Annotated in this window: 17 protein-coding genes, 1 tRNA gene and 5 pseudogenes; 5 read left to right on the forward strand and 18 right to left on the reverse strand. The window is 73.6% G+C overall.

Going from position 1 to position 25,512, the window contains the following annotated elements; all coding sequences use genetic code 11:
- Window positions 1-168: 168 nt before the first annotated feature.
- Complete coding sequence (locus QQK45_RS18455; protein ID WP_284294465.1) at window positions 169-1,194, reverse strand: 6-phosphofructokinase; 1,026 nt, start codon at window positions 1,192-1,194, stop codon at window positions 169-171.
- 142 nt (window positions 1,195-1,336) lie between these two features.
- Between QQK45_RS18455 and QQK45_RS18460 the strand changes: the two genes are divergently transcribed.
- Window positions 1,337-2,140, forward strand: a complete 804-nt coding sequence (locus tag QQK45_RS18460) for a class I SAM-dependent methyltransferase (protein WP_284294466.1) — start codon at window positions 1,337-1,339, stop codon at window positions 2,138-2,140.
- Window positions 2,141-2,167: 27 nt separating this feature from the next.
- On the opposite strand, the pseudogene polA reads toward QQK45_RS18460, so the two are convergent.
- Window positions 2,168-4,901: pseudogene (gene polA / locus QQK45_RS18465) on the reverse strand (DNA polymerase I).
- Here polA and QQK45_RS18470 point away from each other — a divergent pair.
- Entirely contained in the window at window positions 4,900-5,310 is a 411-nt protein-coding gene (locus QQK45_RS18470) for a hotdog fold thioesterase (RefSeq protein ID WP_284294467.1), read from the forward strand. The pseudogene polA and the gene QQK45_RS18470 sit on opposite strands and share 2 nt — an antisense overlap.
- Here QQK45_RS18470 and QQK45_RS18475 read toward each other — a convergent pair whose 3' ends face one another.
- Both QQK45_RS18475 and QQK45_RS18480 read right to left on the reverse strand, forming a co-directional pair.
- Window positions 5,311-5,961 (reverse strand): GNAT family N-acetyltransferase, encoded by a 651-nt coding sequence (locus QQK45_RS18475; RefSeq protein WP_284294468.1) that lies wholly within the window; start codon window positions 5,959-5,961, stop codon window positions 5,311-5,313.
- Window positions 5,962-6,147: 186 nt separating this feature from the next.
- Window positions 6,148-6,822 (reverse strand): ANTAR domain-containing response regulator, encoded by a 675-nt coding sequence (locus QQK45_RS18480; protein WP_431310299.1) that lies wholly within the window; start codon window positions 6,820-6,822, stop codon window positions 6,148-6,150.
- Window positions 6,823-6,926: 104 nt separating this feature from the next.
- Here QQK45_RS18480 and QQK45_RS18485 point away from each other — a divergent pair.
- The 3 genes from QQK45_RS18485 (at window position 6,927) to QQK45_RS18495 (ending at window position 7,691) form a co-directional block, all read left to right on the forward strand.
- Window positions 6,927-7,000 (forward strand) — tRNA-Leu (locus QQK45_RS18485).
- 83 nt (window positions 7,001-7,083) lie between these two features.
- On the forward strand, window positions 7,084-7,485 hold the full coding sequence (locus tag QQK45_RS18490) for a hypothetical protein (protein WP_284294469.1): 402 nt from the start codon (window positions 7,084-7,086) through the stop codon (window positions 7,483-7,485).
- Window positions 7,485-7,691 carry a DUF6186 family protein gene (locus tag QQK45_RS18495; RefSeq protein WP_284294470.1) on the forward strand — a complete coding sequence of 69 codons (207 nt, stop codon included), beginning with the start codon at window positions 7,485-7,487 and terminating at the stop codon, window positions 7,689-7,691. The genes QQK45_RS18490 and QQK45_RS18495 overlap by 1 nt, the downstream gene beginning before the upstream one ends.
- Window positions 7,692-7,773: 82 nt before the next feature.
- Here the strand turns inward: QQK45_RS18495 and pyk are convergent, their stop codons facing one another.
- The 14 genes and pseudogenes from pyk to QQK45_RS23455 all read right to left on the reverse strand — a co-directional run bounded on the left by pyk (window position 7,774) and on the right by QQK45_RS23455 (window position 25,512).
- Window positions 7,774-9,210 (reverse strand): pyruvate kinase, encoded by a 1,437-nt coding sequence (gene pyk / locus QQK45_RS18500; protein WP_284294471.1) that lies wholly within the window; start codon window positions 9,208-9,210, stop codon window positions 7,774-7,776.
- Between the two features lie 118 nt (window positions 9,211-9,328).
- A pseudogene (locus QQK45_RS18505) lies at window positions 9,329-10,794 on the reverse strand (glutamate synthase subunit beta).
- Entirely contained in the window at window positions 10,787-15,382 is a 4,596-nt protein-coding gene (gltB, locus tag QQK45_RS18510) for a glutamate synthase large subunit (protein WP_284295108.1), read from the reverse strand. Before gltB ends, QQK45_RS18505 begins: the two are co-directional and overlap by 8 nt.
- A gap of 129 nt (window positions 15,383-15,511) precedes the next feature.
- Window positions 15,512-16,402 (reverse strand): prolipoprotein diacylglyceryl transferase, encoded by an 891-nt coding sequence (gene lgt, locus QQK45_RS18515; protein WP_284294472.1) that lies wholly within the window; start codon window positions 16,400-16,402, stop codon window positions 15,512-15,514.
- Window positions 16,399-17,211, reverse strand: a pseudogene (gene trpA / locus QQK45_RS18520) (tryptophan synthase subunit alpha); the annotation flags it as partial. The pseudogene trpA and the gene lgt, both read right to left, overlap by 4 nt.
- A gap of 58 nt (window positions 17,212-17,269) precedes the next feature.
- Window positions 17,270-18,550 (reverse strand): tryptophan synthase subunit beta, encoded by a 1,281-nt coding sequence (gene trpB, locus QQK45_RS18525; RefSeq protein ID WP_284295109.1) that lies wholly within the window; start codon window positions 18,548-18,550, stop codon window positions 17,270-17,272.
- A gap of 68 nt (window positions 18,551-18,618) precedes the next feature.
- A pseudogene (gene trpC / locus QQK45_RS18530) lies at window positions 18,619-19,433 on the reverse strand (indole-3-glycerol phosphate synthase TrpC).
- A gap of 115 nt (window positions 19,434-19,548) precedes the next feature.
- Complete coding sequence (locus QQK45_RS18535; RefSeq protein WP_284294474.1) at window positions 19,549-19,899, reverse strand: DUF2752 domain-containing protein; 351 nt, start codon at window positions 19,897-19,899, stop codon at window positions 19,549-19,551.
- A gap of 109 nt (window positions 19,900-20,008) precedes the next feature.
- On the reverse strand, window positions 20,009-20,266 hold the full coding sequence (locus tag QQK45_RS18540) for an HGxxPAAW family protein (RefSeq protein WP_284294475.1): 258 nt from the start codon (window positions 20,264-20,266) through the stop codon (window positions 20,009-20,011).
- Window positions 20,267-20,348: 82 nt separating this feature from the next.
- Window positions 20,349-21,002, reverse strand: coding sequence for a Trp biosynthesis-associated membrane protein (locus QQK45_RS18545; protein ID WP_284294476.1), 654 nt, complete (start codon window positions 21,000-21,002; stop codon window positions 20,349-20,351).
- On the reverse strand, window positions 20,999-22,582 hold the full coding sequence (locus QQK45_RS18550; RefSeq protein ID WP_284294477.1) for an anthranilate synthase component I: 1,584 nt from the start codon (window positions 22,580-22,582) through the stop codon (window positions 20,999-21,001). The genes QQK45_RS18545 and QQK45_RS18550 overlap by 4 nt, the downstream gene beginning before the upstream one ends.
- Before the next feature lie 5 nt (window positions 22,583-22,587).
- Window positions 22,588-22,989 carry a phosphoribosyl-AMP cyclohydrolase gene (hisI, locus tag QQK45_RS18555; RefSeq protein WP_284295110.1) on the reverse strand — a complete coding sequence of 134 codons (402 nt, stop codon included), beginning with the start codon at window positions 22,987-22,989 and terminating at the stop codon, window positions 22,588-22,590.
- A gap of 77 nt (window positions 22,990-23,066) precedes the next feature.
- Window positions 23,067-24,626: a carboxylesterase/lipase family protein gene (locus QQK45_RS18560; protein ID WP_284294478.1), complete on the reverse strand. Its 1,560-nt coding sequence runs from the start codon at window positions 24,624-24,626 to the stop codon at window positions 23,067-23,069.
- Window positions 24,623-25,512: pseudogene (locus QQK45_RS23455) on the reverse strand (alpha/beta fold hydrolase). The gene QQK45_RS18560 and the pseudogene QQK45_RS23455 overlap by 4 nt, the downstream one beginning before the upstream one ends.

Consider the following 25,512-nt stretch of genomic DNA (forward strand, 5'->3'; position numbering starts at 1 on the left):
CGTAGTGCGGACAGGGATGGTGGTGAGGTGGCGTCGGCGGCCGACCGGTCAGTGGCACTGACGAGCAATGCTGATCAACCCGTGCTGGCCGACCCGCCGAGAACGCAATACACCGCGAGCCATGCTAGTCGGAACGTCATGGGCGGGTCAAAGGCGCCGGCCGCCCCGCTACGCGAGCGTGTCCGCGACCCGCAGCAGCTCCTCGGGGACGTGCTTGACCTTTCCGGCGACCTCGTCGAACGGGACGAGGTGCACCTCGTCGCCGCGCACCGCCGTCATGACGCTCGTCCGCCCCGATGCCGCGGCGTCCACGGCGGCGACGCCGAACCGGGACCCGAGGATGCGGTCCGTCGGCGTCGGCGTCCCGCCCCGCTGCACGTGCCCCAGCACCGTGAGCCGCGTGTCGAACCCGGTGCGCTCCGCGATCTCGGCGGCCACGGCCTCCCCGACCGAGCCCGCGACGATCTCGCCGAACCGGCCGAGCCGCTGGGTGAAGTCCATCGCGCTCCCCTCGGCCGGGACCGCGCCCTCGGCGACCACGACGATCGAGAAGCTCGCGTGCGCCCGGTGGCGGTGCCGCAGGAACCGCACGACCTTGTCGATGTCGAACGGCCGCTCGGGTGCGAGGACGACCTCCGCGCCGCCCGCGATCCCGGCGTTCACGGCGATCCAGCCGGCGTGCCGGCCCATGACCTCGACCACCATGACGCGGTTGTGGGACTCGGCGGTCGTGTGGAGCCGGTCGATCGCGTCGGTCGCGATGTTGACCGCCGTGTGGAACCCGATCGACAGGTCGGTGCCCTCGACGTCGTTGTCGATCGTCTTCGGGATGGCGATCATCGGGACCCCGGCCTCGGCCACCTTGCTCGCGGCGTGCACGGTCCCGTCGCCGCCGATGCAGACGAGCGCGTCGATCCGCTCCGCCTCGAGGGTCGTCAGCACCGCGTCCATCCCGCCGTCCTCGGAGTGCGGGTGGAACCGTGCCGTCCCGAGCAGCGTCCCGCCGACGGGGAGCACGTTGCGGATGTCGGAGCGTCCGAGCGGCTGGACGTCGCCCTGGGCGACGCCCTTCCAGCCGTTGCGGAAGCCGATGACCGAGTGCCCGTACTCCCCCAGCGCGTGCTTCACCACGCCGCGGATCGCCGCGTTGAGACCGGGGCAGTCGCCGCCGCCCGTGAGAAGTCCGATGCGCATCCCAGCTCCCGTCGTCCGTCTGGTGCGACCGTGCGCCGGACGGCCGCGGGGGCGGCCTGGCGCACGGCCCCGTCACCTCCGCGAACCCTAGCGAACCCGGCGCGGTCGCGACCTCGTCGCGCGACGGCCGAGACTGGGTGCCATGCCCGACCACTTCTCCTTCGCCGGCTACCGCGACGTCCCCGACGAGGCGGGCGGCGGCGCCGCACGCGCCTGGTGGGACGCCGAGGCGCCCGACTACCTCGCGGAGCACGGCGCGTTCCTCGGTGACGCGGACTTCGTCTGGGGGCCCGAGGGCCTGCGCGAGGAGGACGCGCACCTGCTCGGCGACGTCGTCGGGCGCGACGTCCTCGAGGTCGGCGCCGGTTCCGCGCAGTGCTCCCGCTGGCTGGTCGCCGCGGGGGCGCGGGCGCTCGCCACGGACGTCTCGCACGGCATGCTCGCGCAGGGCGCTCGCCTCGACCGGGCGACGGGCGTGCGCGTGCCCCTCGTCCAGGCCGACGCGCGGGCGCTGCCGTTCCCCGACGTGTCCTTCGACGCGGTGTTCACGGCCTTCGGCGCGATCCCCTTCCTGCCCGACGCCGCGCGCGTCCACCGTGAGGCCGCGCGCGTCCTGCGGCCGGGCGGACGCTGGGTGTTCTCGGTCACGCACCCGCTGCGCTGGGCGTTCCCCGACGACCCGACCGAGCACGGCCTGACCGCCACGAGGTCCTACTTCGACCACCGGCCCTACGTGGAGACCACCGACGACGGACGCGTCCTGTACGCCGAGTACCACCGGACGGTGGGCGACCACGTGCGCGACGTGGTCGCCGCCGGACTGGTGGTGGACGACGTCGTCGAGCCCGAGTGGCCCGCGGGCAACACGAACGTGTGGGGCGGCTGGGGCCCGGTGCGCGGCGCGTACCTGCCGGGGACGGCGGTGTTCGTCACGCACCGCCCCTGAGCCCGGCGGGCGCAGGCCCAGGCTGCGTCAGTGCCCGGCGTCGTGCCAGCTGCGCCCGACGCCGACGGACACGTCGAGCGGGACCGACAGGTCGGCGGCGCCGCCCATCTGCGCCCGGACGACGGCCTCGACCTCGTCCCGCTCCCCCGCGGCCACCTCGAGCACGAGCTCGTCGTGGACCTGCAGGAGGAGGCGCGAGCGCAGCCCGCGCCCGGTGAGCTCCCGCTCGACGCCGAGCATCGCGATCTTGATCAGGTCGGCGGCGCTGCCCTGGATCGGCGCGTTGAGGGCCATGCGCTCGGCCATGTCGCGACGCTGCCGGTTGTCGCTCGTGAGGTCCGGCAGGTAGCGGCGGCGGCCGAAGATCGTCGCCGTGTACCCGGTCGCGCGCGCCTCGTCGACGACGCCCGACAGGTACTCGCGCACCCCGCCGAACCGCGAGAAGTAGTCGTCCATGAGGCCCTGCGCCTCGCCGACCTCGATGTTCAGCTGCTTCGACAGCCCGTACGACGACAGCCCGTACGCGAGCCCGTAGCTCATCGCCTTGATCTTCGACCGCATGGCCGGCGTGACGTCCGCGGGGGCCACCTCGAACACGCGCGACCCGACGTACCGGTGCAGGTCCTCGCCCGAGCGGAAGGCGTCGATCAGCCCCTCGTCGCCCGACAGGTGCGCCATGATCCGCATCTCGATCTGGCTGTAGTCGGCCGTCAGGAGCTGCTCGTAGCCCGCGCCCACGACGAACGCGCGGCGGATCCGGCGCCCCTCCTCCGTGCGGATCGGGATGTTCTGCAGGTTCGGGTCGGTCGAGCTGAGTCGGCCGGTCGCCGCGATGGTCTGCTGGAACGTCGTGTGGATGCGCCCGTCCGGCGCCACGGACTTGAGCAGTCCCTCGACCGTCTGGCGCAGGCGCGTCACGTCGCGGTGCGCCAGCAGGTGCTCGAGGAACGGGTGACCGGTCCGCTCGTACAGGTCCGCGAGAGCGGCCGCATCCGTCGTGTAGCCCGTCTTGATCTTCTTGGTCTTCGGCATCGCGAGCTGGTCGAACAGCACCTCCTGGAGCTGCTTGGGCGAACCGAGGTTCACCTCGCGGCCGATCGCGTCGTACGCCTCCTGCGCCTCGCGCGCGACCTGCGTGCCGAACTGCTCCTCGAGCTCGGTCAGGTACGGCACGTCGGCGGCGATGCCGCGCTGCTCCATGTGGGCCAGCACGTCGGACAGCGGGATCTCGACGTCGGTCAGCAGCGCCGCGGCGCCCCGGTCCGCGACCTCCCCTCGAGGACCTGCGCGAGCTCGACGACGGCCGCCGCGCGGGTCGCGGAGCGCGACCCCTCGCTCGCGTCGTCGAGCGCCAGGTCGAGCGTGCCCTGCGCGTCGGGCTCGGCCGCGACGAGCGTCCGGTGCAGCAGCCGCTCGACGAGCTCGCCGAGGTCGTAGCCGCGCTGGTCCGGGTAGCACAGGTACGCCGCGAGCTCGGTGTCGAGCACGACGCCGCGCAGCTCGTAGCCGCGCGAGGCGAGCTCGTGCCACGCCTCCTTCGCGCCGTGCAGCACCTTGGGCGCCTCCGGGTCGGCCAGCCAGGCCGTCAGCGCCTCCTCGGCACGCGGCCCGAGGTCGGCGAGGTCGAGCGCGAACGCGGCACCGGCGTCGTCGGCCACGGCCACGGCCCACGCGTCGGCGCCCGACGGCGACGGCTTGCCGTCGACGACGAGGCCCAGGCGCTGCCCGGCCCGGTCCGCGAGCCACGCGCCGGGCCCGTTCTCTCCGAGCTCGTCGACGGTCACCGCGACCGCGGCCTGCGCGGCGACCACCTCGGCGTCGTCGGCGGCCGGGTCGACCGCGAGCACCCGCTCGCGCAGCGGGCCGAACTGCAGCGCGTCCGCGACGCGGAACAGCGCGTCCCGGTCGAAGCCCCGCAGCGCGAGGTCGTCCGGCCGGTACGGGAGCTCGACGTCGCGCAGGAGCGCGTTCAGCTCGCGGTTGAGCCGGACCTGGGCCGCGTGCTCGCGCAGCGCCTCGCCGCGCTTGCCCGTGACCGAGTCCTGCTGGTCCAGGAGCGCGTCCAGGTCGCCGTACTGGCCGATCCACTTCGCGGCGACGCCGGGTCCGACGCCGGGCACACCCGGCAGGTTGTCGCTCGTCTCGCCGACGAGCGCCGCGAGGTCGGGGTAGCGCTCCGGCGGGACCCCGTACTTGTCGAGCACCGCCTCGGGCGTCATGCGCGCGAGCTCCGACACGCCCCGCACGGGATACAGGACCGTCACGTGCTCCGTGACGAGCTGGAGGAGTCACGGTCGCCCGAGCAGATGAGCACGTCCATGCCCGCGGCCTCGGCCTGCCCGGACAGGGTCGCCAGGATGTCGTCCGCCTCGATGCCCTCGCGCTCGAGCGTGGGGATCTGCAGCGCCCCCAGCACCTCCTTGATGAGCGGGACCTGGCCCCGGAACGCCTCGGGCGTCGCCGACCGGGTGCCCTTGTACTCGGGGTAGCGCTCGGTCCGGAACGTCTGACGGCCCGCGTCGAACGCGATGGCCACGTGCGTGGGCTGCTCGTCGCGCAGCAGGTTCGTGAGCATCGACGTGAAGCCGTAGACGGCGTTCGTGACCTCGCCCGTGGTGGTCACCATGGTGTCGGGCAGGGCGAAGAACGCCCGGAACGCCATCGAGTGCCCGTCGATCAGGAGGAGAGTCGAGCGGTCGGCGCCGGCTTCGCTGTCATCGGTTCGCGCAAGGGTGCTCACGGGTGCCAACCTATCGGTCATGACCCACATCCCGGACCTGCAGTGGTGGAGCGAACACTCCCAGGGCACGCTCATCGACCGGCTCGGCATCGAGCTCCTCGAGGTCGGCCCCGAGCGCGCCGTCGGCACCATGCCCGTCGAGGGCAACACCCAGCCCGCGGGCCTCCTGCACGGGGGCGCCACCGCGGCCCTCGGCGAGACGCTCGGCTCGATCGCCGCATGGGTGCACGGCGGGCTCGACCGGCACGTCGTGGGGCTCGAGCTGGGCGCCACCCACCACCGGTCGGCGCGCGAGGGCGTCGTCACGGGGGTCGCGACCGCGATCCACCTGGGCCGGACGACCGCGAGCTACGAGATCGTCGTGAGCGACGAGCGCGAGCGCCGGCTCAGCACCGTCCGGCTGACGTGCCTGATCCTCGACCCGCGCTGATCAGCCGACCAGCCGCTCTGTGCCCGCGCCGTCACCGAGGCGGCCGCGCACCGCGCCGAGGTCGACGGACCCGGTCGGCGCGCCGCCACGGCTGCGTCGTCGTCGCGCGATGAGCTCCTCGAGGCTCCCGCCGCGGCCGTGGTGCCGGTGGCCGTGGGCCTCGGCGACGAGGCGCCGCTGCAGGACGCTCGTCGAGACGTAGCGGTGCGTCGCGGCGGGCGCGAAGCCCACCCGGGCGAGGAAGCGCTGGACGCCGCGCGAGCCGGGGATCGGCACCGCGTACACGTCGGTCGCGCCCTCCGCGGTCGCGAGCTCGGCCGTGGCGGCCAGGAGGGCGTGGCCCACGCCGCGACGTCGGACTTCGGGCCGCACGTAGAGCCCCTCGAGGTAGAGGACCGTCTTCGGCAGGAAGTCGTTGCTGCCGAGCGTGCGCCCGATCACGAAGCCGGCCACGCGGCCGTCCACCCGGGCGATGAGAGCCCGGCCACCCGGCACGCTGAGCAGGACGCCGAGCTGCTCGACGATCTTGCCCGGCTCCGCGGCGCACAGCTGCACACCCGCCGACGACTCCTCACGGGCCAGCGCACACACGCCGGCGAGCTCCGCCAGGTCGGCAGGCTGGGCTGCCGTCACCTCGACCGCGACGCGCACGTGGGACCTCCTTCGTCGGTGGAACAGGGCAGGAGCCTGGGCTCAGGATGCTGCTCCGTCGCATGGCCCCCTGCCGCGGTCCCCCCGCGGCGCGCGACAGCTCGACACCCTAGTCCTGTCTGAACACTCGTCCAAGAGGGAGTGCGCACCGAGGTGCGCGACGCTCCGGGACGGGGCCCGGCCGGGTCAGGCGCCGCCCACCTGCTCGATGACGGCGTCCGCGACCTCGCGCATGGTGAGGCGGCGGTCCATCGAGGTCTTCTGGATCCAGCGGAACGACTCCGGCTCCGTCAGGCCCATCTTCGTCATGAGCAGGCCCTTCGCACGGTCCACGCGCTTGCGCGTCTCGAACCGCTCCGCGAGGTCGGCGACCTCCGACTCGAGCGCGCTGATCTGCGTGTACCGCGAGATCGCGATCTCGACGGCGGGCAGCAGGTCCGCCGGGGTGAACGGCTTGACGACGTACGCCATGGCGCCCGCGTCGCGCGCGCGCTCGACGAGCTCGCGCTGCGAGAACGCCGTCAGGAGCACGACCGGCGCGCTGCGCGCCTTGCCGATCCGCTCGGCCGCGGAGATGCCGTCGAGCTCGGGCATCTTCACGTCCATCACGACGACGTCGGGTCGGAGCTCGTCCGCCAGTCGCACCGCGGTCTCGCCGTCACCGGCCTCGCCGACCACGTCGAAGCCGCCCTCACGGAGCGTCTCGACGACGTCCATGCGGATGAGGGCCTCGTCCTCGGCGACGACGGCGCGTCGGGCCGGGCCGGACGGCTTGGCGGGGGCGGGCTCGGGGTCCACGAGCGGCGGGAGCTCGAGCGGGGTGGCGTCGTTGTCTGGGGCGTCGTTCTGGGTCACCGTCACATCGTAGTGCGCACGGTGGGCGCACGTCCCTCGACGGACTGTGACGTCCGCCGAGGGCAGACGGATTCCCGGTCGCACGAGGACGTGTGGTTCGATGGCGCCATGCCCCGGTAGCCCAACCGGCAGAGGCGTTCGGCTCAAACCCGATCCAGTGTGGGTTCGAATCCCACCCGGGGCACCCTCGACATCACCGCCGGGATGCCGGCGGGCGACGGCACCACCGTCCGTGCGCGCCGGCGTGGGACGTGCTACGACGGACTCGTGGCAACGGACGCGCCGAGCCGGTCCGGGCTCGCCGACAGGGCCGTCGACCTCGCGAGCATCGCGATCGCATCCCTCGTGACGGTGACGCAGGCGCTCCGCCCCTCCCCGCGCGACGCCGTGCTGTTCGGGCTGGTCGCTCTCACGCTCTCGGTCGACCTCGCCCGCGCGCCGGCGCCGGCCGACGCCGCGCCACCCGACCCGCGACCTCGCCGACCCGTCGTCGCACCGCGCACCTGGGGCGTCGTCGGGGTGCTCGGGCTCGGCCGTCCGCTCGGGACGACGCCGCCCGCGGTCAGCGACGTCCTCGACCCCTGGCTCGACCACCCGGGGCCACGGGGGCTGTTCGTCCTCGCGTGGCTGGTAGGGCTCGGCTACCTCCTGAGGCGAGGACGCCGCTGATGGGGACCACACTCACGCTCGCCGCGTACGGCGCGTGCGTGCTGGCGGCCGCCGCGCTGGGCCTGGTGGCCGCGCGTCGTCCCGAGCGCCTGGCGCCGCTCCGGGACGTCCTCGACGCGCTCGCACGACGGCGAGCCGCGCGAGTTCTCCTCGTCGTCTTCTGGTGGTGGCTCGGCTGGCACTTCCTCGTGGGTCCCACGACCTGATCCGCGAGCCCCGTACGACGCACGGCGGCGGGGAACCGGGAGGGTTCCCCGCCGCCGTGCGTCGGGCCGGGTCGAGCGCGGATCAGGCCTTGCGGGCGTTGTCCGTCTCGTCGCCGATCTTGTGCACGAGGATCGAGTTGGTGGTGCCGGAGACGCCGATCGGCGCACCCGAGACCATGACCACGAGGTCGTTCTTCTCTGCCAGGCCGTTGGCCTGCAGCGTCTGGTCGACCTGCGAGACCATCGCGTCGGTCGAGGCGACCGGCGGCACCTGGTACGCCTGGACGCCCCACGTGAGCGCGAGGACCGCGCGCACGTGCTCGTCCGGCGTGAACGCGAGCAGCGGGATCTGCGAGCGCAGGCGCGACATGCGCCGCGCCGAGTCGCCCGACTGCGTGAACGTCACGAGGTACTTCACGCTCAGCGTCTCGCCGATCTCGGCCGCCGCGCGCGTGATGGCGCCACCGCGCGTGCCGGGGGTCGAGCCGAGCGGCGCGATGCGCTCGCGGCCGAGCTCCTCGGTCGCCTCGATGATCCTGCCCATCGTGCGGACCGTCTCGATCGGGTACTCGCCCACGCTCGTCTCGCCCGAGAGCATGACCGCGTCGGCGCCGTCGAGCACCGCATTGGCGCAGTCCGAGGCCTCGGCGCGCGTCGGGCGCGGGTTGTTGGTCATCGACTCCAGGACCTGGGTCGCGACGATGACGGGCTTGGCGTTGCGGCGTGCGAGCTCGACGGCACGCTTCTGCATGATCGGGACCTGCTCGAGGGGGACCTCGACGGCCAGGTCGCCACGGGCCACCATGATGCCGTCGAACGCGTCGACGATCTCGGTGAGGTTCTCGATGGCCTGGGGCTTCTCGATCTTGGCGATGACGGGGACGACGCGCCCCTCCTCGTCCATGATCGCGCGGACGTCGTCGTAGTCCTTCGCGTTGCGGACGAACGACAGCGCGATGAGGTCGGCACCCATGCGGAGCGCCCAGCGCAGGTCCTCGCGGTCCTTCTCGGACAGCGCCGGCACGGAGACGGCGACGCCCGGGAGGTTGATGCCCTTGTGGTTCGAGACCTGGCCGGCGACCTCGACGCGGGTCACGACGTCGTTGCCCTCGACGGCGGTCACGCGGACCTGGACCTTGCCGTCGTCGATGAGCAGCGGGTCGCCCACGCGCGCGTCACCCGTGAGGCCCTTGAAGGTCGTCGAGACGCGCTCGGCGGTGCCCTCGACGTCGTCGGTCGTGATGACGAACGTGTCGCCCTCATTGAGGTAAGGCTTGACGTCGTCCTTGAACGCGCCGAGGCGGATCTTCGGGCCCTGCAGGTCGACGAGCACGGCGACGTTGCGCCCGGACGCCTTCGCCGCCTCACGCACCCCGTGGTAGACGGCCTCGTGCGCCTCCTGGCTGCCGTGGCTCCGGTTGATCCGGGCGACGTCCAGGCCCGCGTCGACGAGCTGCCGGAGCATCTCGGGGGACTCGGTCGCGGGTCCGATGGTGGCAACGATCTTTGCTCTGCGCATGGCTCCAGCCTACTTGTCGATACTTCGTCGGCACGGCGCCCAGCGACGCCCTGCCCGGAATGGAGCGGTCGTCCGCCGAGCGGCGGACGACCGCGCCGTGGTTCCTCGCCCGGGCCCGTCAGGCCCGCAACGCCCCGGTGTTCGCGGTGACCGGAGCGGGCAGCTCGGTGTCCCCCTGCAGGTACGCGTCGACCGCGGCCGCCGCGGCCCGGCCCTCCGCGATCGCCCATACGATGAGGGACTGGCCGCGCCCCGCGTCACCCGCGACGAACACGCCCGGGACGTTGGTCGCGTACTTGGCGGTGCGGCCCACGAGCCCGCGCTTCGTCAGCTCGACCCCGCCCTGCTCGGTGACGGTCTCGGTCTCGGGGCCGGTGAAGCCCATCGCCACGAGGACGAGGTCCGCGGGGATCTCGCGCTCGGTGCCCTCCGTGGGGACGCGGCGGCCGTCGGGGAGGTACTCGGTCGTCGCGACCTTGAGCGCGCGCACCCGGCCCTGCTCGTCACCGACGAACTCGACCGTCGACGCGAGGTAAGCGCGCTCGCCGCCCTCCTCGTGCGAGCTCGACACCTCGAAGAGGATCGGGTCGGTCGGCCACGGCTGGCTCGCGGGACGCTCGAGCGGCGGCTTCTTTCCGATGGCGAGCGTCGTGACGGACGCCGCACCCTGGCGCAGCGCCGTCCCCACGCAGTCCGAACCAGTGTCGCCGCCGCCGATGACGACGACGTGCTTGCCCTCGGCGGTGATCTGGCCGACCACGTCCTTGCCCGCGGCCACGGCGTTCGCCGGGTGCAGGAAGTCCATCGCGAAGTGGATCCCGTCGAGCTCGCGGCCCGGCAGGGGCAGGTCGCGCGGGACGGTCGCCCCGGTCGCGACCACGACGGCGTCGAAGCGGCGCCGCAGCGCGTCCCACGTGATGTCGCGGCCGATCTCGCGGTTCGTGCGGAAGCGCGTCCCCTCGGCCTCCATCTGCGCGATCCGGCGGTCCACGTGCTTCTTCTCGAGCTTGAAGTCCGGGATCCCGTACCGCAGGAGCCCGCCGACGGCGTCGTCCCGCTCGTAGACCGCGACGGTGTGCCCGGCGCGCGTGAGCTGCTGCGCCGCGGCGAGGCCGGCCGGGCCCGAGCCGACGACGGCGACCGTCGAGCCCGTGAGGCGCTGCGGCACCTGCGGGGTGACGTAGCCGCGTGCGAACGCCTCGTCGACGATCGAGACCTCGACGTTCTTGATCGTCACGGCGGGCTGGTTGATGCCCAGCACGCACGACGACTCGCACGGCGCGGGGCAGACCCGCCCGGTGAACTCGGGGAAGTTGTTGGTCGCGTGGAGGCGGTCGATCGCGTCCTTCCACTGGCCGCGCCACACCAGGTCGTTCCACTCGGGGATGAGGTTTCCGAGCGGGCAGCCCTGGTGGCAGAACGGCACGCCGCAGTCCATGCAGCGGCCCGCCTGCTCCTTGAGGAAGGGCTGGCCCTGCTCGAGGTGCGCGTGCACGTCCTTCCAGTCGCGGAGGCGGACCTCGACCGGGCGGTTCGGGGGAGCTCGCGCTCGCGGACCTTCAGGAACCCTCGGATATCAGCCACGAGCCACCTCCAGGATGTGCTCCCACTCGCCCGGCGCGGCCAGGTCGAGGCCCTGGGCCTCGGCCTCGGCGAGCGCACGGCGCATGCGGGCGTAGTCGGTCGGAACGATGCGGGTGATCCGCGCGAGCGTCGCCGCCCGGTCGGCGGCCAGCTCCTCGAGGAGCTCGGCCGCGACGGGCGAGCCCGTCTCCTCGTGGTGCCGGCGGATCAGACCGACGACGAGCTCGGCGTCCTCGGCGGTGTCCGGGCTGTCGTCGGCCAGCGCCTCGAGCGTGAGCTCGCCGGCCGCCAGCGACGCCTGGTTGAGGGTGGGCTCGCGCAGGTCCAGGACGTACGCCGAGCCGCCGGACATGCCGGCACCGAAGTTGCGGCCCGTCCGGCCGAGCACCAGGACGGTGCCCCCGGTCATGTACTCGCAGCCGTGGTCCCCGACGCCTTCGACGACGAGCGTCGCGCCCGAGTTCCGGACGCCGAACCGTTCGCCGACGACGCCGCGCAGGAAGATCTCGCCCGACGTCGCGCCGTAGCCGATGACGTTCCCGGCCACGACGTTCGCCTGGCCCGTGAGCACCGCCGAACGGTCCTGGCGCACGACGATGCGGCCGCCCGACAGGCCCTTGCCGACGTAGTCGTTCGCGTCGCCGAACAGCCGCAGCGTGATGCCGCGGGGCAGGAAGGCGCCGAACGACTGGCCGGCCGAGCCCGTGAGGGTCACGTCGATGGTGTCGTCGGGCAGGCCGGCGCCGCCGTAGCGCTTGGTGACCTCGTGGCCGAGCATCGTCCCGACGGTCCGGTTGACGTTGCGGACCGGCAGCGCCACGCGCACGGGCTCCTGCCGCTCGAGCGCCGGCCCGGCGAGGGCGATGAGCTCGTTGTCGAGGGCCTTGGCGAGGCCGTGGTCCTGCGTCTTGACCTGGTGCAGCGCCGAGCCCGGCAGCGGCTCGGGCACCTCGAGGACGGGCGCGAGGTCGAGGCCCGCGGCCTTCCAGTGGTCGACGGCCTTGCGGGTGTCGAGGGCCGCGACGTCGCCGACGGCCTCCTCGATCGTCCGGTAGCCGAGCTCGGCGAGGAGCTCGCGGACCTCCTCCGCGATGAACTCGAAGAAGTTCACGACGAACTCGGGCTTGCCCGTGAACCGGGCGCGCAGCTCCGGGTTCTGGGTCGCGACGCCGACGGGACAGGTGTCGAGGTGGCAGACGCGCATCATGACGCAGCCCGACACGACCATCGGGGCGGTCGCGAAGCCGAACTCCTCGGCGCCGAGCAGCGCCGCCACGACGACGTCGCGCCCGGTCTTCATCTGCCCGTCGACCTGGACGACGATCCGGTCGCGCAGGTCGTTGAGCACGAGGGTCTGCTGGGTCTCGGCGAGGCCGATCTCCCACGGGGTGCCCGCGTGCTTGAGCGAGGTCAGCGGGCTCGCGCCCGTGCCGCCGTCGTGCCCGGAGATCAGGACGACGTCCGCGTGCGCCTTGGAGACGCCCGCCGCGACAGTCCCGACGCCGAACTCGGAGACGAGCTTGACGTGGATGCGCGCCGACGGGTTCGCGTTCTTGGCGTCGTGGATGAGCTGGGCGAGATCCTCGATCGAGTAGATGTCGTGGTGCGGCGGCGGCGAGATCAGGCCGACGCCGGGTGTCGAGTGCCGGGTCTTCGCGACCCACGGGTACACCTTGTGGCCGGGCAGCTGACCGCCCTCGCCGGGCTTGGCGCCCTGGGCGAGCTTGATCTGGATGTCGTCGGCGTGGGTGAGGTACTCGGAGGTGACGCCGAACCGGCCCGACGCGATCTGCTTGACGCGCGAGCGGCGCTCTGGGTCGTACAGGCGCTCCGGGTCCTCGCCGCCCTCGCCCGTGTTCGAGCGGCCGCCGAGGCGGTTCATCGCGATCGCGAGCGTCTCGTGGGCCTCGGCCGAGATCGACCCGTACGACATGGCGCCGGTGTTGAACCGCTTGACGATCTCGCTGACCGGCTCGACCTCGTCGATCGGCACGGCCGGCCGCGTCGGGGCGAACTCGAGCAGGCCGCGCAGCGTCATCAGGCGCTGCGACTGCTCGTTCACCCGGCCTGTGTACTGGCGGAAGATGTCGAACCGGCGGGTGCGCGTGGCGTGCTGGAGGCGGAAGACCGTCTCGGGGTCGAACAGGTGCTCCTCACCGTCGCGGCGCCACTGGTACTCGCCGCCCGTGACCAGGCTCTGGTGGGGCTGATGGTTGCCCGACGCCGGGTAGGCCTCGGCGTGCCGGGCCGCGACCTCCGCAGCGAGCACGTCGAGGCCGACGCCGCCGAGCCGGGTGGTCGTCCCGGTGAAGTAGTCGTCGACGAGCTCGTGCGAGAGCCCGAGCGCCTCGAAGACCTGCGCCCCGCGGTAGGACGAGATCGTCGAGATGCCCATCTTGCTCATGACCTTGAGCACGCCCTTGCCGAGCGCCTTGATGAGGTTCGCGACGGCCTTCTCGGGCGGGACGTTCAGGTAGCCACGGCGGCCGAGGTCCTCGACCGTCTCCATCGCGAGGTACGGGTTCACCGCGGCCGCGCCGAAGCCGATGAGCAGCGCGACGTGATGCACCTCGCGCACGTCGCCGGCCTCGACGACGAGCGAGACCTGGGTCCGCGTGTGGCGGCGCAGCAGGTGGTGGTGCACCGCGCTCGACAGCAGCAGCGACGGGATCGGCGCGAGCTCCTGGGTCGAGTCGCGGTCGGACAGCACGATGAAGCTCGCACCGGCGGCCACGTGCGCGTCCACCTCGGCGAAGATCTCCTCGAGGCGCGTGAGCAGCCCGGCGCCGCCGTCGGCGACCCTGTACAGGCCCCGCACGGTGACGGCCCGGAAGATCCCCTCGAGCGCGGGGTCGCGGTCGACGCGGATGATCTTGGCGAGCTGGTCGTTGTCGAGCACCGGGAACGGGAGCACGAGCTTGCGCGCGTGCAGCGGCGTGTCGACCAGCAGGTTCGGCTCGGGGCCGATCGCACCCGCGATCGAGGTGACGAGCTCCTCGCGGATCGCGTCGAGCGGCGGGTTCGTCACCTGCGCGAACATCTGCGTGAAGTAGTCGAAGATCAGGCGAGGGCGCTGGGACAGCACCGCGATCGGCGTGTCGGACCCCATCGCGCCGAGCGGCTCGGCGCCGTTCTCGCTCATCGGGGTCAGGATGACCCTGAGCTCCTCCTGCGTGTACCCGAAGGTCCGCTGGCGGCGCTGCACCGACGCCGGGCTGTGCGCGACGTGCTCACGCTCCGGCAGGTCCTCGAGGTAGACCGAGTTCTCGGCGACCCACTGCTGGTACGGACGCTGCGCGGAGAGCTGCGCCTTGACCTCCTCGTCCTCGACGATGCGGCCCTGACGGGTGTCGACGAGGAACATGCGGCCCGGCTCGAGGCGACCCTTGCGCACGATCGTCGCGGGGTCGAGGTCGAGGACGCCGGCCTCCGAGGCGAGCACGACGAGGCCGTCCTCGGTGACCCAGTACCGCCCCGGACGCAGGCCGTTGCGGTCGAGCACGGCACCGATCAGCGTGCCGTCGGTGAACGTCAGGCAGGCAGGCCCGTCCCACGGCTCCATGAGAGTCGCGTGGTACTCGTAGAACGACCGCAGGTCGGGGTCGAGGTCGGCGTTGTTCTCCCACGCCTCGGGGATCATCATCAGTACGGCGTGCGGGAGCGTGCGGCCCGACAGGTGCAGGAGCTCGAGCACTTCGTCGAAGCTCGCGGAGTCGCTGGACCCCTCCGAACAGACCGGGAGGAGCGGCGCGAGGTCGCCGAGCGCCTCGCTCGCGAGCGTGCCCTCGCGCGCCGCCATCCAGTTCCGGTTGCCGCGCACGGTGTTGATCTCGCCGTTGTGGGCGATCTGGCGGAACGGCTGGGCCAGCGGCCACGACGGGAACGTGTTCGTCGAGAAGCGCGAGTGCACGAGCGCGATCTCGCTCGCGTAGCGCGGGTCGGACAGGTCGGGGAAGAACGGCTCGAGCTGCGCCGTCGTGAGCATGCCCTTGTAGGTGATGGTGCGCGCCGACAGGGACGCGAAGTACAGGCCCAGCTCGTTCTCGGCGCGCTTGCGAGCGCGGAACGCACGGCGGTCGAGCTCGACGCCGGCGAGCTCGCGCGACGGGTCGGCGAGCACGACCTGGCGGAAGGTGGGCATGGAGGCGCGGGCCGTCGGGCCGACCAGGTCGGCGGTCACCGGCACGTCGCGCCACGCGAGGACGTCGAGCTTCTCCTCGGCGGCGATCTCCTCGAAGCGCCGGACGGTGGCGTCCTCGTCCCCGACCGGGAGGAAGGCGGTGCCGATCGCGTAGTATCCGGCGGGCGGCAGCTCGACCGCGACCACGTCGCGCACGAACGCGTCCGGGATCTGGGTCAGGATGCCCGCGCCGTCACCCGAGTTCTCCTCGGCGCCCACGGCACCGCGGTGGTCGAGGTTGAGCAGCGCGGTCAGGCCGGCGTCGACGATGTCGCGTCCGGGCGTGCCGCGCAGCGTCGCGACGAACGCGACGCCGCAGGCGTCGTGCTCGGCGGCGGGGTCGTACAGGCCGCGGGCCGTGGGGGCGGCAGCGCGGCCGGGGCGGGGCTGCCCGGCGTTCGGCGGCATCGTCATCTGGTCGGTCCTCACACGCACCCGGCGCGGACGCCGGGTGCCCTCGTTCTGCTGGGGGGGACGGGACGGCGTCGGCCCGTGGGGTGGGGTGGGGTGGGATCGGAGCACGCCGATCCGGTGGGATCAGGCCGCGTCCGTGTGCTCGGGCTCCTTCGCGGCGAGCTCCACTGTCTTCTCGCGCCCTTGGTGGCGGCGCCCGACAACGATAAACGCAACTAGCGCTCCGACCCACACGAGGATCGAGGTCCAGATGTTCAACCGGAGCCCGAGGATGTGTTCGGCGTCGTCGATCCGGAGAGCCTCGATCCACACACGTCCCGTGGTGTAGATCATCACGTACAGCCAGAATACCCGACCATGACCGAGCTTGAACCTCCGGTCGAGCCAGATCAGGAACAGGCCTCCGGCGGTGTTCCACAGCAGCTCGTAGAGGAACGTCGGTTGGAACGTCGCGTACTGCTCGTAGCCCAGCGGCCGGTGCGCGGGGTCGATCTCGAGGCCCCAGGGCACGTCGGTGGGACGGCCGAACAGCTCCTGGTTGAAGTAGTTCCCGAGCCGGCCGATCGCCTGGGCGAACAGGAGGCCGGGCGCGAGCGCGTCCGCGAACGCCGGGTAGCTGACCTTCAGGCGTCGGCACCCGATCCAGGCACCGACGGCTCCGAGCGCGATCGCGCCCCAGATGCCGAGGCCGCCGTCCCAGATGTACAGCGCCTTGGCGGGGTTCCCGTCCTTGCCCCAGTAGGGCTCGGGCGTGGTGATCACGTGGTACAGGCGGCCGCCGACGATGCCGAACGGCACCGCCCACAGCGCGATCTCGAGGACGTCGTCGGCGTTCCCGCCACGCTCGACCCAGCGGGCCCGGCAGACGAGCACGGCGACCACGATCCCGGCGAGGATCGCGAACGCGTACGCGCGGATCGGCACGAAGCCGAGGTGCCAGACGCCCTGGGACGGGCTCGGGATCGACGCGACGAGGCTGCCGTGCGCGGCCGCCACGACGTGCGCGACGCTCATGCGGACGCGCCTTGACGCGCGCGACGCACCCCGGCCGCGAGGTCGTCGACGACGGCGCCCAGCGCGGCGAGGCGCTCGGACCAGGGGCCGTCCCCGAGGAGGGGCCGCACGAACGCCGAGCCCACGATGACGCCGTCGGCGAAGCGACCGACCTCCGCGGCCTGGTCCCCCGTGGAGACCCCCAGGCCGACGCAGACGAGCTCGGCGCCCCGCTCGCGCGTCCGCGCCACGAGCTCCTCGGCACGGTCGCCGACCGTGGCCCGCTCCCCCGTGACGCCCATGGTGGACGCCGCGTAGACGAACCCGCGGCTCGCGCGCGCGGTGAGCTGCAGCCGCTCGGGCGTCGAGCTCGGCGCCACGAGGAACACGCGGTCCAGACCGTGCCGGTCGGAGGCCTCGATCCACTCCGCGGCCTCGTCGGGGATGAGGTCCGGGGTGATGAGGCCGGCCCCGCCCGCCTCCGCGAGGTCGCGCGCGAAGGCGTCGACGCCGTAGGCCAGCACGGGGTTCCAGTAGGTCATGACGAGCGGCACGGCGCCCGCGTCGGCGACGGCCCGCACGAGCCGGAACGCGTCCCGGACGCGGGTGCCGGCCTCGAGCGCCTGCTCGACGGCGCGCTGCACGGTCGTCCCGTCCATCACCGGGTCGGTGTACGGGATGCCGATCTCGACGACGTCCGCGCCGTGCTCCACGAGCGTGCGCACGGCCTCGACCGACTGGTCGACCGTCGGGAAGCCCGTCGGGAGGTAGGCGATCAGGGCCGGGCGTCCCTCGTCGCGGACGCGGCGGAGGAGCGCCGCGGTCGGCGACGCAGCCCCTCGCCCCTCCGGGCGGCGGCGGGCTCGGTGGCGGGTGCGGCGGGGCTGGTCACTGGTCTCCCTCGTTCACGTCGTCGGTGTCGCCCCCGAGCAGGCCGAACCAGCGGGCGGCGGTCGCCACGTCCTTGTCTCCACGCCCCGACAGGTTGACGAGGATCGTGGGGCTCTCGCCGCGCTCGGCCGCCGCACGGCCGACCCGCAGCGCGCCTGCGAGGGCGTGCGCGGACTCGATCGCCGGGATGATGCCCTCGGTGCGGCACAGCAGCGCGAACGCGTCCATCGCCTCGTCGTCGGTCACGGGCTCGTAGGTGGCGCGCCCCAGGTCGTGCAGCCACGCGTGGGCGGGGCCGACGCTGGGGTAGTCGAGGCCTGCGGAGACGGAGTGGCTGGGCCGGGTCTGGCCGTCCTCGTCCTGGAGCACGTAGGTGCGGGCGCCGTGCAGGACGCCCGGGTGCCCGCCCGAGAAGCGCGCCGCGTGGCGCCCGGACTCGATGCCCTCGCCCCCGGCCTCGAACCCGTACAGCTGCACCGACGGGTCGTCGAGGAACGCGTTGAAGATGCCCATCGCGTTGGACCCGCCGCCCACGCACGCCGCCACCACGTCGGGCAGCGCGCCGGTCCGCTCGAGGATCTGCTCGCGCGCCTCCTCGCCGATGACCTTGTGGAACTCGCGCACCATCTCGGGGAAGGGGTGCGGTCCGGTGACGGTGCCCAGCAGGTAGTGGGTCGTCTCGACGTTCGTCACCCAGTCGCGCAGCGCCTCGTTGATCGCGTCCTTGAGGGTGCGCGTCCCGAGGGTCACGGGGACCACCTTGGCGCCGAGGAGCTCCATGCGGGCGACGTTGAGCGCCTGACGCTGCGTGTCCTCCTCGCCCATGTAGATGGTGCACTCGAGGTCCATCAGGGCCGCCGCGGTCGCGGTCGCGACACCGTGCTGGCCCGCGCCCGTCTCGGCGATGACCCGCGTCTTGCCCATCCGCTTGACCAGGAGCGCCTGGCCCAGGACGTTGTTGATCTTGTGCGAGCCCGTGTGGTTGAGGTCCTCGCGCTTGAGGAACACGCGCACGCCCGACCCCTGGCCCCCAGCCTGCGCGGCGAACCGCGGCGCCTCCGTCAGCGGGCTGGGCCGGCCGACGTAGTCGCGCAGGAGACGCTTCAGCTCGTCGACGAACTCGGGGTCCTCGACGGCCTTGCGGTACTCCGCGTCGAGCTCGTCGAGGGCGGCGATGAGCGCCTCGGGGACGTACCGGCCCCCGAAGACGCCGAAGTACGGGCCCGGCTGGGTGGCCAGCAACGGGTTGTGCAGCGGTTCGCCCGGCACGTGCGACAGCTCCGGCACGAGGAAGACCTCCAACGGCTCGCGGGGACTACAGGAATGGCTCAGGGGACGGCGCCCGGTCAGTGACGGACCGCCCGCAGCGAGGGTGCGCGCCCGCGGCGACCAGGTCGGCGACCGAGTCGCGCGGCGCGTCGTCGGTCACCAGGGCCTCGCCGACCAGCACGACGTCCGCGCCCGAGCGGGCGTAGTCGACGACGTCGTGGGGCCCCCGCACGCCCGACTCGGCGACCCGCACGACGTCGTCCGGGATCGCGGGCGCGACGCGCGCGAAGGTCGACCGGTCGACCTCGAGGGTCTTGAGGTCGCGGGCGTTGACGCCCACCACGCGGGCGCCGGCGTCCAGCGCGCGCGAGACTTCCTCGGTCGAGTGGACCTCGACGAGCGCGGTCATGCCGAGCGAGTGCACCCGCTCGACCAGGGACTCCAGGACGGTCTGCTCGAGCGCCGCGACGATCAGCAGGACGAGGTCGGCGCCGTGCGCGCGCGCCTCCCACACCTGGTAGGGCGTCACGACGAAGTCCTTGCGGAGCACCGGCACGTCGACCTTGGCGCGCACCGCGTCCAGGTCGGCCAGCGACCCGTGGAAGCGGCGCTGCTCGGTGAGCACCGAGATCGCGGCGGCGCCGCCGTGCTCGTACTCGAGCGCGAGCGCGGCCGGGTCCGCGATGTTGGCGAGCGCACCCTTCGAGGGGCTCGAGCGCTTGACCTCCGCGATCACGGCGACCGCGTCCTCGAGCTTGAGGCGGCCCACGCACTCCAGCGCGCTCGGCACCCGGGCGGCACGCTCCTTGACCTCCGCCAGAGGCGTCGCCTCCTCGCGCGCGGCGAGGTCCACCCGCACGCCCGCGATGATGTCGTCCAGAACCGTGGCCACCGTCCCACTCCCCTCGTCGGCGCGCTCCGGTCCCTCGTGACACGACCGGCGCGATACGAGCCATCGTAGGGCCGCCGGACGGGCGCCCGAGCCACCGCGTCACGGTGCGAGACGCTCAGGGCGCCAGCCAGGGGCTCCAGGCGGGCACGTTGCGGGCCACCGTGAAGGCCAGCAGGACGACGACGAGCGCCACGACCGCGGCGCGGGGCACCCGGCGCGCGGGCCGGCCTCGCCAGCGGCGCCAGACCCAGTCCGCCCACGCGAGCACGAGGAGCGGTGCGGCGACCGTCCACACCGGGTTGTGCGCCCAGGCGTCGGCCAGGTCCAGGCGTGCGAGCCCGTGCGTCGCGCGCAGCCCACCGCACAGGGGGCAGTACAGGCCCGTCAGCGCGTACAGCGGGCAGACCGGGTAGCGGCCCGGGTGGTTCGGGTCGACGACGCCCACCCACGCCGTCGCGACCCCCACGGCCCCCGCCACCACGAACGGAGCCCTCAGGCGCCGCAGGGCACCTGAGGGCTCGGACGGCCTCGCCGACGGCGCCCCGGCCGGTGCCGGTGCGGTCGACGACGCGGGCTCAGCCGACGGGCTGACCGTGACCGGCCTTCCGGAGCATCGCACCGGCGACGAGCCCGGCGACGATGACCACGACACCCGCGATCACGACCGGGATCGACGGGATCACGAAGCCCACGCCGCCCACCACGGAGCCGACCATGACGATGATCATCGCCGTCCAGGCGGCGCGGGTGTTGCCCTCGTTGGCGGGCGGGGACGCCGGCGGCAGGTCGTTGCTCGCGGACGTCTGTGCCGTCGCGGGGGTGTTGTCAGCCATGTGGGTGCCTTTCCGGGGTGATGACAGCAGGGTAGTACGCGCGGGCGCGCGGGAGCCGGTGAACACGGGGGTGAGGCGCGCGTCAGCGCCCGTCCACGCCGTCGTCGGTGGGGTCCTCGCCGCGGGTCAGCGAGTCCCAGGCCGCGTGCTCGTCCTCGAAGGCGGCATCGTCGTCGGACGCGGGCCGCGGCGCGGCAGCCGGTTCGTCGGACGCCGCGGGCGTCGCGCCGTCGGGCGCGGCCGACGCGGGCGCGGCGGTGCGCTCGTGCCGGGTCGACGTGCGCCACGACCGCGACCCGAGGGCCACGAGGACGGCCAGGACGACGACGAGCGCGCCGACGACGACCGTCGCGTACGGCCAGAGGGCGACGTGCACGCCCTCGGTGAGCTCGGTGACGCCCGTGGCGTCGGCGGCCTCGCGGGTCGCGACGGGCGTGGGGTCCCGCACGACGCCGAGCGCCGAGAACGCGACGACGACCCCCGCGAGCGCGGCGACCGCGAGCACGACGAACCGGCCCACGCGGCCGACGATCCCGAGCGCCAGCGCCGCGGCCGCGACGACCAGGGCCCCCGCGCCGACGCCCGGCGCGGCCTTGGTGCCCGCGACCTTCACGACCACGTGCGGCTCGAGCACGGTCGAGCCGGCGGTCGTGAGCCACGTCGGGACGGCCGTGAGGAGCGCCAGGAGCCCGAGGACGAGGAGCAGCAGGACGGCGGAGCGCCGCGCGATCGTCATGCCCGCTCCCCCGCGGGACGTAGCCGGGCCGCGACCTGGACGGCCCGCACGGCCGCGGCCGCCTTGTTGCGCGACTCGGCGTACTCGAGCGCGGGCACCGAGTCCGCGACGATGCCGCCGCCGGCCTGCACGCTCGCGACCCCGTCGCGGATCAGGGCGGTGCGGATCGCGATCGCCATGTCCATGTTCCCGGCGAAGTCGAAGTAGCCGACCGTCCCGCCGTAGATGCCGCGGCGGGCGGGCTCGAGCTCGTCGATCAGCGCGATCGCCCGCGGCTTCGGGGCACCCGACAGCGTGCCCGCGGGGAACGTCGCGACCAGCGTCTGGAGGGCCGTCGCGCCCGCCCGCAGCCGGCCCGTGACCGTCGAGCACAGGTGCATGATGTGGCTGAACCGCTTGGTCGCCATGAACTCCACGACCTCGACCGACGTCGGCTCGCACACCTTGACCAGGTCGTTGCGCGACAGGTCGACGAGCATGATGTGCTCGGCGAGCTCCTTGGGGTCCTCCAGCAGCTCCTCGCCCAGCGCGAGGTCCTCCTCGGGCGTCGCGCCGCGTGGGCGCGAGCCCGCGATCGGGTAGGTGAGGACCTTGCCGTCGGTGACCTTGACCAGCGTCTCGGGGCTCGAGCCGACCACCGCGAACCGGGCGCCGCCGGAGTCCGTGAGCTCGAAGTAGTACATGTACGGACTCGGGTTGATGGTCCGCAGGGCGCGGTAGACGTCGAGCGGCGGCGCCGGGCAGTCGAGGTCCAGGCGCTGCGACAGGACGACCTGGAACACCTCGCCCTCGCGGATCGCCTCCTTGCCCGCCAGGACCGACGACTCGAACTCCTCGCGGGTCGAGCGGAACCGTAGCTCGGGCTCGGGCACGTCCGCGAGAACTAGCGGGCCCGCGCCGGCGTCCGGGTGGCCCAGCCGCTCCTGCATCGCGTCGAGCCGCGCGACCGCGTCCGCGTACGCCCAGTCGACCCGCTCGTCGGTGTCGTCGAAGTTGATCGCGTTCGCGACCAGCCACACCGAGCCCTCGACGTGGTCCACGACGGCCAGGTCGCTCGCGAGGAGCAGCGTGAGCTCGGGGACGTTCAGCTCCTCGGGCGCGAGCGCGGGCAGCGTGGGCTCCCAGTGCCGGACGACGTCCCACCCGAGCGAGCCCGCGAGCCCGCCCGTGAACGGCGGCAGGCCGGGGACCGCGGGGGTGCGGAGCGCCTCGAGGGTCGCGTCGAGCACCTCGAGGACGTCGCCGTCGGTCGGCACACCCACCGGGACGTCACCGGTCCACCGCGCGTGGCCGTCCGCGACCGTGAGCGTCGCGCACGACCGCACCCCGACGAACGAGTAGCGCGCCCACGAGCCGTCGACCTCGGCCGACTCGAGCACGAAGGTGCCCGGCCGCGACTGCGCGAGGGTCCGGTACAGCCCGACGGGCGTCACGTCGTCGGCGAGGAGCTTGCGGACCACGGGCACGACGCGCCGGTCGGCCGCGAGCGTCCGGAAACCCTCCGCCGTCGGCCAGGTCTCGCCCCACGTCACCGACACGGGCGGCACGTCGGCCGTCGCGGGTGCCTCCGGTGCTCCCACGGCGGTCACCGGTCGCCCTCGGGGCGGTCGCCGACGACGGCGGGCAGCTCGCCGCCGGCCTCGAAGCACGTGCGAGCGCCCGTGTGGCACGCCGCGCCGACCTGGTCGACGCGCACGAGCAGCGCGTCGCCGTCGCAGTCGATCGCGACCGACTTCACGAACTGGGCGTGGCCCGACGTGTCGCCCTTGCGCCAGTACTCGCGCCGGGACCGGCTCCAGAACGTGACCCGCCCGCTGGTGAGCGTGCGGTGCAGCGCCTCGTCGTCCATCCAGCCGAGCATGAGCACCTCGCCGGTGTCGTGCTGCTGGACGATCGCGGCGACGAGACCTGCTTCGTCGCGCTTGAGGCGCGAGGCGACGTCGGGCGCGAGCGTGGGCTCGGGATCAGGTCCGGTGGGCTGTCCGATGGGCACGGAGCGATCTTGCCACGCCGCGCCCGACGGGCCCGAACCCGTCCGGCGTGACACGGGCCACGGGGCGCTCCTCAGCGCAGGAACTCGACGGCGTCCCAGGCCTCGCGCGTCGGGCCTCCCGGGTCGCGCGCGATCCGCACGTCCCGGTCGAGGATCAGCGTCGTGCGGTCCGGGGGCGTGTAGCGCGGCCAGCCGAAGCCCGGCGTCCCGTCCCGCGCGAGCCCGACGAGGTGCTGGCGGATGCGTGCACCGACGCGCTGGGCCGCCGACCTGCCGCCCAGCAGGACGATCAGGCGCCCGACCGGGGCGTCGAGCGTGTCGAACACGAGCGGGATCTCGGTGCCGTGCGTGGCGTCGAGCCGGGCCATGCGCTCCGACGGCGTCGCGAAGTCGCACCGGTACATCCACACGGGTGCGACCTGCCCGTGCCCCTCGGCGAACCGGATCGTGGGGATCCGGAACGTGGAGTCGCCCGCGAAGTCGAGGAGCGCCTCACGCTCCGGGTAGCCCGGGTACGCGGCCAGGACGCCGTCCTGGAGCGCGGCGTCGTCGTCCTCTCCCCGGTCGTCGAGGTCCCGGTCGGCGGTCTCGCCGGCGCGTTGCTCGGCGAGCAGCTCGAAGACCCGGTCGACGCGCGGCTCCGCGACCGGGAGGATCCGCGGCCTCGCCCGGAGGAACAGCAGCGCCTCGTTCCGCATCGTCCCCGTGAGCAGCGGCACCGGGGCGGTCCGGCCGCCCAGCGCGGCGTCGACGGGCGACTCGGGGAGCAGGACGCCGTCGACGCTCGGCGCGAACGCGATCGTGCCGGTGTAGCGCTCGTCGACCTCGGCGAGCAGCCGCGTGCCGGCCGCGACCAGGTCGTCGGCCGGGATCCGGCGCCACGACGCCGCGTCGTCGGGGTCGGCGCCGACCAGGTCGAGCAGCCGGCGCGCGTACGACGCCATCCGGTCCGCGGAGTATGCGGCGGCGGGCGCCGGGCTCAGTGCCACGGCCCGGTGGAACAGGCCGCGTGCGGCAGGCGCGGCGAGCAGCGCCGTCACGACGCTCGCCCCGGCCGACTCCCCCGCGAGCGTCATGCGCCCGGGGTCGCCGCCGAACGAGGCGACGTTCTCGCGCAGCCAGCGCAGCGCCTCGACGACGTCCCAGAGGCCCGTGTTCGCGTCGAACGGCTCGTCGGGTGTGGCCAGCGACGACAGGTCGAGGAAACCGAGCGCGCCGAGCCGGTAGTTGAGGGTCACGACGACGACGTCGCCCTCCACGGCGAGCCGCGCCCCGTTGAAGTCGGCGAGCATGCCCGAGCCGGCGACGAACGCGCCCCCGTGCACCCACACGACGACGGGGCGCAGGTCGTCGGCGTCGACCGGCGGGGCCCACACGTTGAGGGTGAGGCAGTCCTCGGTCCGCGGCCACGTGGGCGGGACGCCGCCGCCCGCGCGGAGCCGGCGCTGGGGGCACGCCGCGCCGAACCTGGTCGCGTCCCGCGTGCCCGTCCACGGCTGGACGGGCCGGGGGCGGCGCCACCGGCCCGCGCCGACGGGCGACGCCGCGTACGGCAGGCCGCGCCAGACCCGCGCGCCGCCGTCGGTCTCCCCCACGACGACGCCCGACTCGGTCGCGACCCGGAACGTCACGCCTGCGGCCCTCGCTCTGCCCCGAACCGCGCGTCGAGCCACGCGACGAGGTCCCCGAGGACCTCGTCCTTGTTGGTCTCGTTGTAGATCTCGTGCCGGGCGCCCGGGTAGATCATGAGCGACACGTCGGTCAGGCCGCTGCGTCGGCGGTACGCGTCGGCGAGCATTGTCATGCCACGGGTCCCACCGAGCGTGTCCTCGGCGCCACCCTGGATGAGGACCGGGACGTCGCGCCGCAGGTGACGCGGCGGCCGTCCGAGGAGCTGCAGCGCCTGCCACCACGTGTACGGGCTGTGGGTGTTGACGTCGAAGGTGAGAGGGTCCGCGGCGAACGCCGCGCCCACCGCCGGGTCGCGGCTCAGCCACTCGAAGCCCGTGCCGCCCTCGACCCGGAACCGCTTGCCGAGGTCGCCGCCGTTGATCACGCCGGGCAGCGCGTACGACGTCCCGGACAGCACGAGCCCGTCGAACAGCTCCGGCCCGCGCGCGAGGAGCTTCTGGGCCACGAGGAGCCCCAGGAGTGGCCGAGCATCACGAACGGCGCCGGCGCGTACCAGGTGCGCGCCTCGCGCGCGACGGCCTCGACCGCGTCGAACACCGCGTGGTGCGAGCCCTTCCCGAGCTCGCCCAGGCCGAGGTGCCCGACGCCCGTGGCGCCGTGCCCCCGGTGGTCGTCCGCGACGACGGCGTAGCCCGCGTCGTGCAGCCTCCGCGCGACGTGCGCGTACCGGCCGGCGTGCTCGCCGACGCCGTGCGACACGTGGACGACGGCGCGCGGCTCGGCGTGGTCCCACACGTAGACGTGCCCGTCGACGCCCTGCGGGTCCGTCACGATCGCCTCGCGCGGCCCCGTCATGGGTCCGGCCCCCGCCGACTCCGCAGTCAT

The organism is Luteimicrobium album, from assembly GCF_030161555.1.
Classification (GTDB): domain Bacteria; phylum Actinomycetota; class Actinomycetes; order Actinomycetales; family Cellulomonadaceae; genus Luteimicrobium; species Luteimicrobium album.

Coding starts and splice junctions, on each gene's coding strand:
- QQK45_RS18455 (WP_284294465.1), bottom strand. CDS start 1,194: ATGCGCATCGGACTTCTCACGGGCGGCGGCGACTGCCCCGGTCTCAAC.
- QQK45_RS18460 (WP_284294466.1), top strand. CDS start 1,337: ATGCCCGACCACTTCTCCTTCGCCGGCTACCGCGACGTCCCCGACGAG.
- QQK45_RS18470 (WP_284294467.1), top strand. CDS start 4,900: ATGACCCACATCCCGGACCTGCAGTGGTGGAGCGAACACTCCCAGGGC.
- QQK45_RS18495 (WP_284294470.1), top strand. CDS start 7,485: ATGGGGACCACACTCACGCTCGCCGCGTACGGCGCGTGCGTGCTGGCG.
- pyk (WP_284294471.1), bottom strand. CDS start 9,210: ATGCGCAGAGCAAAGATCGTTGCCACCATCGGACCCGCGACCGAGTCC.
- gltB (WP_284295108.1), bottom strand. CDS start 15,382: ATGCCGCCGAACGCCGGGCAGCCCCGCCCCGGCCGCGCTGCCGCCCCC.
- lgt (WP_284294472.1), bottom strand. CDS start 16,402: ATGAGCGTCGCGCACGTCGTGGCGGCCGCGCACGGCAGCCTCGTCGCG.
- QQK45_RS18540 (WP_284294475.1), bottom strand. CDS start 20,266: ATGGCTGACAACACCCCCGCGACGGCACAGACGTCCGCGAGCAACGAC.
- QQK45_RS18545 (WP_284294476.1), bottom strand. CDS start 21,002: ATGACGATCGCGCGGCGCTCCGCCGTCCTGCTGCTCCTCGTCCTCGGG.